This window comes from Lysobacter sp. CA196, assembly GCF_052078695.1.
In the GTDB taxonomy this organism is placed as follows: Bacteria; Pseudomonadota; Gammaproteobacteria; order Xanthomonadales; family Xanthomonadaceae; genus Lysobacter.
The window spans coordinates 316,006-329,256 of record NZ_JBQJIN010000001.1 but is presented as its reverse complement, the minus strand read 5'-3'; the positions used below and the strand labels follow the sequence as shown (position 1 = coordinate 329,256).

The 13,251-nt window shown below is 66.9% G+C and carries 6 protein-coding genes; all 6 read left to right on the top strand.

Annotation, left to right across the window (positions count from 1 at the left end):
• Window positions 1–733 precede the first annotated feature (733 nt).
• Window positions 734–2,374 carry a fatty acyl-AMP ligase gene (locus tag ACTOWK_RS01345; protein WP_441328414.1) on the top strand — a complete coding sequence of 547 codons (1,641 nt, stop codon included), beginning with the start codon at window positions 734–736 and terminating at the stop codon, window positions 2,372–2,374.
• A 120-nt stretch (window positions 2,375–2,494) separates the two neighbouring features.
• Window positions 2,495–2,758 (top strand): acyl carrier protein, encoded by a 264-nt coding sequence (locus tag ACTOWK_RS01340; protein ID WP_441328413.1) that lies wholly within the window; start codon window positions 2,495–2,497, stop codon window positions 2,756–2,758.
• 104 nt (window positions 2,759–2,862) lie between these two features.
• Window positions 2,863–3,993 (top strand): homoserine O-acetyltransferase MetX, encoded by a 1,131-nt coding sequence (gene metX, locus ACTOWK_RS01335; RefSeq protein WP_441328412.1) that lies wholly within the window; start codon window positions 2,863–2,865, stop codon window positions 3,991–3,993.
• Entirely contained in the window at window positions 3,983–5,104 is a 1,122-nt protein-coding gene (locus ACTOWK_RS01330; protein WP_441328411.1) for a hypothetical protein, read from the top strand. Before metX ends, ACTOWK_RS01330 begins: the two co-directional genes overlap by 11 nt.
• 74 nt (window positions 5,105–5,178) lie before the next feature.
• Window positions 5,179–11,580, top strand: a complete 6,402-nt coding sequence (locus ACTOWK_RS01325) for an amino acid adenylation domain-containing protein (RefSeq protein WP_441328410.1) — start codon at window positions 5,179–5,181, stop codon at window positions 11,578–11,580.
• Window positions 11,581–11,645: 65 nt separating this feature from the next.
• A complete protein-coding gene (locus ACTOWK_RS01320; protein ID WP_441328409.1) occupies window positions 11,646–13,244 on the top strand; it encodes an MBL fold metallo-hydrolase in 1,599 nt (532 codons plus the stop codon).
• Window positions 13,245–13,251: the final 7 nt, after the last annotated feature.

Here is a 13,251-nt window from a genome sequence, read left to right as displayed (position 1 = left end):
CACGTTGTCGGCTATCGCAATGATCATGCGCCTATGGCGTCCCCGGATCGTTGCTGATAGGGGGCGATCGAGTCGACGGAAATCGCCGTCGATGAAAGACCAACGTCACACAGCAATAGCTTAATGAGGATGTCGCGTCAATAAAATGACTCTCGCTCATCTATGTGAATCGGATTTAATGAATCGGAGTTGGCGAAAAATTCGCCAGTGCACTCGAAAGTGGTGTTTTCCCTAGGGATTTACCCAATACATCGCCTTCACATCGGATCAGGGCGCGAGCAATCGAGTGTGTAGGCTGCACGTACCTGGCCGTATTTTTTATGTGATCGCGTTTCAGTTTTGTGTGGTTGTAGAGACCAAGTGCACAGATTCCATACGTACATTTGACGCGCTTGAGACGCCAAGCGTATAAGCCTCGCGAGGGCCGATTACGCAAGATGCAGTGGCAAGCGTCGTCGGCCCCGGAGATGCGCGGATCGCGTTGACGACCGTCGCAACGAGTGCGAACCGGCAGCACTAGGCTCGCACCGTCCGAACCGAATCGGCTCGGACTCAGGGGGAAATCGAAAGGAAGTACCAGCGGCGGCGCGCGGAATTCGCGCGCCGATGGAGGATTGTTGGTCCGCATATCGCATGAAGCGAAGCACGCCATACATGGGGTCTTCGAACGGAAGCAGTTCAGTCAAGCAAAGGTTTGCTCAAGGAAGTCAGTGTGCAAAGTTTTCCCGAGATCATGCTTCACCGTGCCCGAACCATGCCCGACGCCGTGGCCTGCCGCTTCTTCAAGGGCGCCTCGTTGGAGCCGGAGGTATTCACGTTCGGCGGCCTGTTCGAGCAGGCCGCCGGCCTGGCGGCGCGGTTGCAGCAGCGCGGCCTGTCGGGCCAGCGCGCCGTGCTGGTATGCAAGTCGCAGCAGAGTTTCGTAGTCGCTTTCTATGCCTGCATGCTGGCCGGCGTGGTCGCGGTGCCGTCGGCGCCGCCGCGCCGCCAGGTGATGCAGAGCCGCCTGCAATTGATCGTCGGCGACGCCCAGGCGCGCGCGCTGCTGTTCGACGGCGACGAATTGCTCGACACCGAGCTCGAATTCGACGGCGAGCGTTTGCTCAAGATCGACCTGCGCGAATACGACGCGGCCGGCTTGCGCGCCGATGCTGCGCAATGGAAGCAAGTCTTTCCCGAGCCTTCGGCGCACGCCTTCTTCCAGTACACCTCCGGTTCCACCGGCGACCCCAAGGGCGTCGTGGTCAGCCACGGCAATCTGGTCCACAACTGCGCGGCGATCCAGGACGCGATGGAACTGTCGCCGGATTCGGTGCTGTTCACCGCTTTGCCCCTGTTCCACGACATGGGCCTGGTCGGCGGCGTGCTGCAGCTGATGTACAGCGGTTGCCCGGCCGGCTTCATGTCGCCGTCCGAATTCGTGCAATACCCGGAACGTTGGCTGCAGATCATTTCCAGATTCGGCGTCACCGTCAGCGGCGGGCCGAATTTCATGTACGACCTGGCCGGACGCGCGATCAAGCCCGAACAGATCGAAGGCGTCGACCTGTCGTCGTGGCGGGTCGCGTTCTGCGGCGCCGAGCCGATCCGCGCCGCCACCGTGACGCGTTTCGCCGAGCGATTCGGCGAGTATGGCTTTCGCGCCGAATCCTTCTATCCCTGCTACGGCATGGCCGAGTCGACCCTGCTGATCACCGGCGTGCGCTGCGGCAGCGCGACTGCGGTCGATCGCCGCGACGGTGCGGCCGTGGTCGGCTGCGGCACGCCGCGGGTCGGCATGCGCCTGGTCATTGTCGACCCGAAGACCCACCGCCTGGTGGCGGACGGCGAGGGCGGCGAAATTTGGGTGCACGGCGCCAGCGTCGCCCAAGGCTATTGGCAGCGCCCCGAACTCAATGAAATCGCCTTCCATGCGCGCATCGCCGGCCAAGCCGAGACGGTCGCGCCCGGCGGTTATTTGCGCACCGGGGATTTGGGCTATCTGCACGACGGCCAGTTGTTCGTCACCGGCCGGCTCAAGGACCTGATCATCGTCAACGGCCGCAAGTACGTGCCGCAGGACATCGAGGACGAATGCGAGCAGAGCCACGAAGCGTTGCGCCAGTCCGGCGGCGCCGCGTTCGACGTCGCCGAGGGCGACAGCGGCCGATTGGTGGTCGTGTTCGAACTCAAGCGCGAGTGGTTGCGACGCCATCCGCAGTGGAACGACGTGATCGGCTCGATGCGTGCCTCGGTCAACTCCGCGTATGGCCTGCCGGTATCCGAGGTGGTGCTGATCAAGCCCGGCACTTTGCCGCGTACGTCGAGCGGAAAGGTGCGGCGCAGCCAGTGTCGTATGGATTATCTCGCCGGTGCCTTGCAGCGCGCGGGATGACCGACCGGCCCCGACAGAGGGCTACGCGGACCGCGTCCGCGATAACAAGAAACGTAGCGCCAGTGAGTGCAGCGCCGGTCCTCGCGGACCGGAAGACATGGAGCAGTTGGGGGTAAGGCTATGAGCAAGCGTGAACCGTGGTTGATGGATGCGATGGCCGAAGTGCTGGAGGTGGACCGTTCGCAGTTGTCGGCGACCGAGTCCTTCGCCGAACTCGGCGTGGATTCTCTGTTGGGACTGCGCCTGACGCGCAAGTTGGAAGACCTGCTGGGCAGCGAAGTCGAACTGGAATGGCTGTTCGACCACCCCAGCGTGCGCCAGCTCGCGCGTTTCCTCGACGAGCGCTTCGGCGAGATCGACGCCGCGCCCGTCGGCACGGGTTGAAGCAGCCGACCCGACGAACCAAACCCTCCGCAGGCTGGTCATGGACGGTTCCGCGATCCGGAACCGAGCGGCCTGCTCAACGCGTCACGAAAGGAATCAGCGACATGAGCGAATTTCCGGTATCGCCCGCGACTCGCCACTGGCATAGCGCCGCGCCGCTCGCACTCGAACTCGGGCAGAGCCTGCCCGGCTACAGCCTCGGTTATCGCACCTGGGGCCAGCTGTCCGCGGCCGGCGACAACGCCGTCGTCGTCTGCCATGCATTGACCGGCTCGGCCGACGCCGCCGAATGGTGGGAGCCGCTGTTCGGCGCCGGCAAGGCGCTTGACCCGCAACGCGATTTCATCGTCTGCAGCAACGCCCTGGGCAGCTGCTACGGCAGCACCGGGCCGGCCTCGCCGCACCCCGACGGCGGCCATTGGGGCTCGCGCTTTCCCAAGCTGACCATCCGCGACCAGGTGCGGGCGCAGATGGCGCTGGCCGATGCGCTCGGCATCCGCCGGATCAAGCTGGTGATCGGCGGTTCGATGGGCGGCTTGCAGACCCTGGAGTGGGCCTTGCTCGATCCGCAACGCGTCGAGTCGATCGCGGTGATCGCCGCGAGCGCGCGCCACTCGGCCTGGTGCATCAGCTGGAGCGAAGCGCAGCGCCTGTCGCTGCGCGCCGATCCGAAATTCTGCGGCGGCGATTACCCGCGCGAGGACGCGCCGCATGCCGGTCTCGGCGCGGCGCGCGCAATCGCGATGGCGACTTATCGCAGCCCGGGTTCGCTCGACGACCGCTATGGGCGCGCCAACGGCGCCTCGGTGTTCGATGTTCACGCCAAGCTTCCCGACGATTTCGCCGTGCGCGGCTGGATGCAGCATCATGCCGAGAATTTCGTCCGCCGATTTGACGCCAATTGCTATCTCGCGCTGATCGACGCGATGGATCAGCACGACGTCGGCCACGGCCGCGGCGGCATCGACGCGGCCCTGGCGAGCATCCGCCAGCCGGCCCTGATCGTGGCCATTTCCAGCGACGGCCTGTATCCGCCGGCCGAGCAGGAACTGCTGTGCGAATCGATTCCCGGCGCGCACTTCCTCGAGATCAATTCGCGCCACGGCCACGACGGCTTCCTCATCGATGCCGGCGCGATGGAACGCAGCATCGCCCAATTCCGCGGCGTCGCCGCAACACCGGGCCACGGCGCCCGCTTCATCAACGCAGCGGAGGTCGCAACTTATGCTGGCTGATTACTCGCCCGTACGCATCCAGGCCCGCAACAGCGTGGTCGATGCCCATCGCATCGACCTGGTGCTGATCGGCGCCCGCGGCAAAGTCGGCAGCGCCTTCCGGCGCCAGCTCGGCAATCGCCAGCCGGCGCTGTTGTCGGAAGCCAATCTCGATCTGCGCCTGCTCGCCGGTTTCGACCGTCGCGGCTTCGCCTTCGACACCCACGGCATCGTCCCGGAGTCGATCGACGAGCACATGCCCGAGCGCGGCGCCGACGACGTCGAACGTCTCATGTCGCACGTCGGCCGCCATGGTGCCGTGCGCACTTTGGTGGTCGACTGCACCGCCAGCGACGAGATCGCCGATTTCTATCCGCGCCTGTTGATGGGCGGTATGGGCATCGTCGCGGCCAACAAGCGCGCCAATGCGCGCAGCCTGTCGAGCTATCGCGATCTGCAGCACGCCGCGCGCGAACGCGGCGTGCCCTACCGCTACGAGACCACGGTCGGCTCGGCGATTCCCTTGCTCGGCCCGCTGCGCGACCTGCGCCTGCGCGGCGAGCGGGTGATCTCGGTGCAGGGGGTGCTGTCGGGTTCGCTGAGCTACATCCTGCATCGCATGCACGAAGGCTGCCTGTTCTCGGCCGCGGTCGCCGAAGCGCGCGCGCTCGGCTACACCGAGCCCGACCCGATGGAGGACCTGCGCGCGATCGACCTCAGCCGCAAGCTGCTGGTGCTGGCGCGCGAGGCCGGCTTCGCGATGGAACTGGAAGACCTGGTCATCGAGCCCTTCGCCGACCTCGACATCGCCTCCGACGATCTGATCCCGGCCCTGCAGGTCGCCGATGCCGGCTGGAAGGCGCGCATCGCCAGCGCCCTGGAGCAGGGCGAGCGCTGGGTGGTGCTGGCCGAGGCCAGCCGCGAAGGCGGGCGCATCAACCTGCGCCGGGTGCCGGCGCACTCCTCGTTCGCGCAGCTCGAACCGGGCCAGAACCTGATCTCGATCCGCACCGAACTGCAGGACCGCATGCCCTTGTGCGTCAGCGGCCCGGGTGCGGGGGTGGAGATCACCGCCGCCGGCGTGCTCAGCGACGTGGTCGCGGCCGCGGCGCACTGGACGCGCCAGGACTGAGGCGCAACGACACAGGACCGGGCCGGAGTTTCCGGGCCGGTTTCCGCAGGACGCGAATCGACAGGACGCGATAGATGAATTTGGAGAGGGCCATCGACATGGAGCGAAACGAGGACATGGACGCCTGGTTTCCGCTGTCCGCTGCGCAGCAGGGGCGGTGGTTCCTGTACCGTTTCGACCCGGCCGGGCGCGGCAATCACAACAACGTGTTCGCCGTGGCCCTGCAGGGGCGGGTCGAGCCGTCGGCGATCGCGCGTGCGCTGGAAACCCTGGCCGGGCGTCACCCGATGCTGCGTGCGCGCGTGCGTTGCCTGGATGGTCGCGAGCCCGAGCAGTGCATCGCGGCCGACGCGCAGGTGCCGCTGTCGATCATCGATGCGGGCGGGCTGGACGAAGACGAGTTGAAGACGCAGGTCGGCGCCGATGCGCTGCGCGCGTTCGACGACGAGCGTGCGCCGCTGGTGCGTGCGGCCCTCTATGTGCGCGATGCGCGCGAATCGGTGTTGGTGCTGGCCTTCGATCACCTGGTCTGCGACGGCTGGTCGTACTGGCGTCTGCTCGAAGAGTTCGGTGCGCTGCTGTCCGGCGCCGCGGCCGAGATTGAAGCGAGCGCGACCGCCGCCAGCTATCGCGACTACGTCGCCTGGCAGCGCGACTGGCTCGGCAGCGCCGAGGCCGAGCGCCAGTTCGCCTATTGGCAGGACCGCTTCGCTACGCCCGCGCCGGTGCTGGACCTACCGGGCGACCGTCCGCGTCCGGCGCGGCCGAGCGGGGTACAGGCAGTGGTTTCGTTGTCGCTGTCGGCGGCGACGACGCAAGCCTTGACGGCCCTGGCGACGCGCCAGGCGGGCACCCTGTTCACCACGTTGTTGGCCGCTTACCAGATTCTGTTGCACCGCCTCAGCGGCCAGGACGACATCGTGGTCGGCTCGCCGATGCCGGGCCGCAGCCGCCCGCAGTGGGACGGCGTGGTCGGCGACTTCGTCAACATGGTCGCGCTGCGCGCCGGCTTCGCCGAGCGCCACAGCGTGGCCGACGTGCTACGCCTGGCCCGCAACGCCGCGCTCAAGGGCATGGCCCAACAGGATTATCCGTTCTCGCGGCTGGTCGACCGCCTGCACGCCGGCCAGGACCGCGGCGAGCATCCGCTGTTCCAGAGTGTGTTCGTGTTCCAGAACGCGCGTCGCAGCCAGGACCTGGCGGCGCTATGGAAGGCCGATGCATCCGACGCGCCGGTGGCGCATTGGGGCGAGATCGGCCTGCGCCCGTTCCCGCTGCCGCAACGCCTCGGCAGCGACCGCATCGGCCTGGCCTTGCAGGCGATGGAGTTCGACGACGGCTTGCGCTGCGATTTCGTCTACGACACCGATCTGTTCGACGAGGCCACGGTCGCGCGCTACGCGCAGTGCTTCGAAGTGCTGCTCGACGGCATGATCGCCGACGCCCAGTGCCCGGTCGCTCGTTTGCCGCTGCTGCCCGCGGCCGAGCGCAGGCAGGTGCTGGAAACCTTCAACGACACCGCGTTCGATTACCCGCGCGAGCGCTTGCTGCATCAGCCGTTCGAGGCGCAGGTGCGCTCGACGCCGGAAGCGTCTGCGTTGGTCTGCGGCGCTGAGCGGTTGAGCTACGCCGAACTCAATCGCCGCGCCAATCGCATCGCCCATCGTCTGATCGCGCGCGGCGTGCGTGCCGACGGCCGCGTTGCGATCTGCCTCGAACGCGGTCCGTCGCTGGTCGCCGGTGTGCTCGGCATTCTCAAGGCCGGCGCCGCCTACGTGCCGCTGGACCCGAACTACCCGCCGGATCGCCTGGCTTACATGCTTGCCGACAGCGCGCCGATGGCGTTGTTGAGTCAAACGTCCCTGAGCGGCTTGCTCGGCGAGGTGGAGGTGCCGGTGTTGTTCGCCGACGATTCCGCGTTGCTTGAGCAGCCCGAGCACGATCCGAAGGTCGACGGCCTGACTGCCCGCCATTTGGCCTACGTGATCTACACCTCCGGTTCGACCGGCCAGCCCAAGGGCGTGGCGATCGAACACGCGAATGCGGCCAACTTCATCGCCTGGGCCAACGCCAACTTCAGCCGCGAGCAGCTTGCCAACACGTTGTTCTCGACCTCGATCAACTTCGACCTCGCGGTGTACGAGCTGTTCGCGCCGCTCAGTGTCGGCGCCACCATCACCCTGGTACGCGACGTGCTGGCGACCGATCCGGCCAGCCGTCTGAGCCTGATCAATACCGTGCCTTCGGGCATCAACGCCTTGCTGCAGAGCGGCGGGGTGCCGGCGACGACGCGCACCGTCAATCTGGCCGGCGAGCCGCTCAAGCGCGCCCTGGTCGAGCAGTTGTTCGCCCAGACCGACGTAGCGACGGTCGCCAACCTGTACGGCCCGACCGAAACGACCACCTATTCGACCTGCGTGGCGATGGATCGCAACGATGGCTTCGTCGCCCATATCGGCAAGCCGGTCGCGAATACCCGTATCTATATCGTCGACGCGCACCTGCAGCCGGTGCCGGTCGGCGTGGTCGGCGAGCTGTACATCGGCGGCGAAGGCGTGGCGCGTGGCTATCTGCATCGCCCTGAGCTGACCGCGGAACGTTTCGTCAACGATCCCTTCGTTGCAGCCTCCGATGCGCGCATGTACAAGACCGGCGACCTCGGCCGCTGGCGCGCCGACGGCACCATCGAGTACCTGGGCCGCAACGACTTCCAGGTCAAGATCCGCGGCTTCCGCATCGAGCTGGGCGAAATCGAAACCAAGCTGGCCGCCTGTGAGGGCGTGCGCGAAGCGGTGGTGGTGGCGCGCGAAGGCGAGGGCGGCGACAAGCGCTTGATCGCCTACGTGGTATCTGAAGATGGCGTCGAGTTGTCGGCCGGGAACCTGCGCGAGCAGCTGTCGCGCAGCCTGGCCGAGTTCATGCTGCCGAGCGCCTTCGTGACCTTGGTTGCACTGCCGCTGACCCCGAACGGCAAGCTCGACCGCAAGGCGCTGCCGGCACCGGGCGACGATGCGGTGATCCGCCGCGATTACGAGGCGCCGCAGGGCGACACCGAGACCGCGCTCGCCGCGATCTGGTGCGAACTGCTGGGCCTGGAGCGGGTCGGCCGCCACGACCAGTTCTTCGAACTCGGTGGGCATTCCTTGCTGGCCTTGCAGGCGGTGTCGCGGATCCGTCAGACGATCGGCGTCGACATCGCCCTGCGCGATCTGTTCGCGCGTCCGACGCTGTCGGCGCTGGCTGCGCACGCCGACACGCTGGACGCGCCGCGGGTCGCCTCGTTCGAACCGATCCGGCCGGTCGCACGCGACGCCGCCTTGCCGCTGTCGTGGCCGCAGCAGCGCCTGTGGTTCCTCAATCAACTCGACCCGGCCGCCGGCGCCGCCTACCACATGTGCGCGGCCTTGCACGTGCGCGGCAAGCTCGACCGCGGCGCCTTGCAGGCGGCGCTGGACCGGGTCGTCGCCCGCCACGAAAGCCTGCGCACGGTGTTCGTCGAGCAACAGGGCGAGCCGCGCCAGTCGATCGGCCCGGCCGATACCGGCTTCCAACTGGTCGATCACGACCTGCGTCATCTCGACCCCGGTTCGCGCGCCCTGGCCGCAGCCGAGCACGGCGCAGCCGAAGCGGTGGCGCCGTTCGACCTCGCCAGCGGCCCGATGATCCGCGGCCGTTTGCTGCTGCTGTCCTCGGACGAACACATTCTGCTGTTCACCCAGCACCACATCATTTCCGACGGTTGGTCGATCGGCCTGCTGGTCAAGGAAGTCAGCGCGCTGTACGCGGCGCTGCGCCAGGGCCAGCCGGACCCATTGCCGCCGCTGTCGATCCAGTACGCCGACTATGCCGCCTGGCAGCGCGAGCAATTGCAGGGCGAGCGGCTGCGCGAGCTCGGCGAATTCTGGCGCGCGCAACTGCGCGGCGCGCCGGTGCTGCTGGAACTGCCGAGCGACCGGCCGCGCCCGCCGCTGCAGAGCTATGCCGGCGACAGCGTGCCGCTGGTGGTGCCGGCCGCGCTCAGCGCCGAGCTGCGCACCTGGGCGCAGGGGCAGGGCGCGACCTTGTTCATGGCCTTGTTGACCGCCTGGTCGACCCTGCTGTCGCGGTTGAGCGGGCAGGACGAGGTGGTGGTCGGCACGCCGGTCGCCAATCGCCAGCATCCGCAGACCGAGCCGCTGATCGGCTTCTTCGTCAACGCCCTGGCCCTGCGCGTGAGCCTGCGCGAAGACCCGAGCGCGGCGCAGTTGCTGGCGCGGGTGCGCGCGGTCGCGCTCGATGCGTACGAGCACCAGGACCTGCCGTTCGAGCAGGTCGTCGATGCCTTGCAGCCGGCGCGCACGCTCAGCCATAGCCCGCTGTTCCAGGCGATGCTGTCGCTGGACAACACGCCCGGCGGCGCCACCCTGAACCTGCCGGGCCTGAGCCTGAGCCCGCTGGCGACGGCGCAGAGCACCACCCGCTTCGACCTGTCGCTGGCGCTCAGCGAGTCCGGCGACGAGATCGTCGGTGAGCTGGAATACGCCACCGACCTGTTCGAGCGCGAGACCATCGAGCGCTATGCCGGCTATTTCGTGCGCCTGCTCGAAGCGATGGTCGCCGACGCCCAGTGCCCGGTCAGCCGCTTGCCGCTGCTGCCCGCGGCCGAGCGCGAGCGGGTGCTGGAAACCTTCAACGACACCGCGTTCGATTACCCGCGCGAGCGCTTGCTGCACCAGCCGTTCGAGGCACAGGTGCATTCGACCCCGGAAGCGACCGCGTTGGTCTGTGGCGATGAGCGGTTGAGCTATGCCGAACTGAATCGTCGCGCCAATCGCATCGCCCATCGTCTGCTCGCGCGCGGCGTGCGTGCCGACGACCGCGTCGCGATCTGCCTGGAACGCGGTCCGTCGCTGGTGGCCGGCGTACTCGGCATCCTCAAGGCCGGCGCCGCCTACGTGCCGCTGGACCCGAATTATCCGCCGGACCGTCTGGCCTACATGCTCGCCGACAGCGCGCCGATGGCGTTGCTGAGTCAAACGTCCCTGAGCGGATTGCTCGGCGAGGTCGTTGTGCCGGTGTTGTTCGCCGACGATTCCGCGTTGCTTGAGCAGCCCGAGCACGATCCGAAGGTCGACGGCCTGACCGCCCGTCATCTGGCCTACGTGATCTACACCTCCGGTTCGACCGGTCAGCCCAAAGGCGTGGCGATCGAACATGCCAACGCGGCCAACTTCATCGCCTGGGCCAACGCCAACTTCAGCCGCGAACAGCTCGGCAACACGCTGTTCTCGACCTCGATCAACTTCGACCTGGCGGTGTACGAGCTGTTCGCACCGCTCAGTGTCGGCGCCACCATCACCCTGGTACGCGACGTGCTCGCGACCGATTCCGGCAGCCGTCTGAGCCTGATCAACACCGTGCCTTCGGGCATCAACGCGCTGCTGCAGAGCGGCGGGGTTCCCGCGACCACGCGCACGGTCAATCTGGCCGGCGAACCGCTCAAGCGCGCCCTGGTCGAGCAGTTGTTCGCCCAGACCGACGTAGCGGTGGTCGCCAACCTGTACGGCCCGACCGAAACGACCACTTATTCGACCTGGGTGGCGATGGACCGCGCCAACGGTTTCGCCTCGCACATCGGCAAGCCGGTCGCGAATACCCGTATCTACATCGTCGATGCGCACCTACAGCCGGTGCCGGTCGGCGTGGTCGGCGAGCTGTACATCGGCGGCGAAGGCGTGGCGCGCGGTTATCTGCATCGCCCCGAGCTGACCGCCGAGCGCTTCCTCAACGACCCCTTCGTCGCGGCCTCCGATGCGCGCATGTACAAGACCGGCGACCTCGGCCGCTGGCGCGCCGACGGCACGATCGAATACCTGGGCCGCAACGATTTCCAGGTCAAGATCCGCGGTTTCCGCATCGAGCTCGGCGAAATCGAAACCAAGCTGGCCGCCTGCGAGGGCGTGCGCGAAGCGGTGGTGGTGGCGCGCGAAGGCGAGGGCGGCGACAAGCGCTTGATCGCCTACGTGGTGCCCGCTGAAGGCATCGAACTGTCGGCAGCAAACCTGCGCGAACAACTGTCGCGCAGCCTGGCCGAGTTCATGCTGCCGAGCGCCTTCGTGAGCCTGGCGGCGCTGCCGCTGACCCCGAACGGCAAGCTCGACCGCAAGGCGCTGCCGGTGCCGGGCGACGATGCGGTGATCCGCCGCGATTTCGAAGCGCCGCAGGGCGAGACCGAGACCGCGCTCGCCGCGATCTGGTGCGAACTGCTGGGCCTGGAGCGCGTCGGCCGCCACGACCAGTTCTTCGAACTCGGCGGCAGCTCGCTGGTCATCACCCGGCTCGGCTTCGAGATCCGCCAGCGCTACGGCATCAACGCCAACGTCGGCGAGCTGTACGGACGCCAGGCGCTGAAGGACATGGCCGCCTACGTCGAGCAGCAATCGCCGCGCCTGCGCCGCGAGGCCGACGACGCCACCGTCATCGAATTCGACCTGTAGCCGCGGCCGCCGCGGCCATACGCACTGAACGAACGACCACATTCTGGAATGGAAACGGCAAGGACATGAGCATGCAGCAGCGCTATTACCTCAAGGAGAACGTCTATTTCGAGCCGCTCGTGCTCAAGTGGTACGCCTGGCCCTACCTGCTGCCGCCGGTCAGCGCGGCGATGAACATCACCGGCCGCAGCCTGCGCCTGATGAAGTCTTTCGTCGCCAATCATCAGTTGCACCTGGCCGCGAGCAAAAACCCGGAGCTGTCCGGCGGCGACTTCGTCAATTGCAGCGAAGACCAACTCGACAACGTGCGCGGCCTGATCCACGACATCGAACATACCCACCAGGACTACCTGGACCTGCGCAAGGCGGTGGCGAAGCTCAACGAAATGCTGGAGCAGGCCAAGGGCCTGTCGCTGGAGCCGCTGTACGCGCAGGTGCCGGAGGCGCTGCGCGGTTACGTCGAGCTGATCTACGACATGAACCACAACGCCTCGTTCCGCCTGATCGAAGGCTTGATCTACGAGAGCCCGCTGTACAAGCCGCTGGCGCAGAGCGTCTCGCTCGGCTTGCTCGGCAAGGTCAAGGAGCGTCCGTTCGTGCTCAGCTCGCCGCGCCTGCCCGACGAGAACCACCTGCACGTCGAGGTGCCGTTCGCCCACGACTTCATCGACGGCCTGTTCGCCGCACGCGGCACGCCGATCAAGCGCGAACAGATCGACCAGCTGTTCGATGGCGTGGGCCTGCAGGGCGGGCTGACCGTCGACGAGCTGTTCACCACCGAGCCGCCGCGGCTGACGCGGGCGCCGCTGCAGGGGCGGCTGCGGGTCAGCTACCTGGGCCACGCCGGCCTGCTGCTGGAGACCGACCGCACCAGCATCCTGGTCGACCCGATCATCGCGGTGCGCGACGAGGCCAACGGCGACCGCGTGCTGAGCTTCAGCGAACTGCCCGAAACCATCGACTACGTCTGCCTGACCCACACCCACATGGACCACGTCTGTGTGGAGACCCTGCTGCAGCTGCGCCACAAGATCGGCGAGGTGCTGGTGCCCAAGAACGGCGGCGGCAGCATCGTCGACCCCTCGATCAAGCTGATGCTGCAGACCATCGGCTTCAAGGTGCGCGAGTTCGAGGACATGGAGATCCTGGACTGCGTCGACGGACGCATCCGCGCGATCCCCTTCCTCGGCGAACACGCCGACCTGCACATCCGCTCCAAGACTGCGTGGTACTTCGAGTTCGCCGGGCAGAAGATCTTCTCCGGCGCCGACTCCTCGAGCCTGGATGAGCGCATGTACGAGCGCATCCAGAAGGTGATCGGCCATATCGACCTGCTGTTCATCGGCATGGAATGCGTGGGCGCGCCGATGAGCTGGCTGTACGGCTCGCTGTTCACCAAGCCGATTCCGCGCGAGATCAACGAGTCGCGCCGCTTCAACGGCTCCGACTGCGCCTCGGCGCAGAAGATGATCGAGATCTTCAAGCCCTCGCAGGTCTACGTCTACGCGCTCGGCATGGAGCCGTGGTTCAAGTACTTCATGGGCATGGACTACACCGAGGACGCGCGCCAGATCCAGGAATCGAGCCAGTTGCTCGAATTCTGCGCCGCCCGCCAGGTGCAGTCCGGGCGTCTGTTCGCCAAGCACGTCTGGAACTTTAGTTGATGCGCAC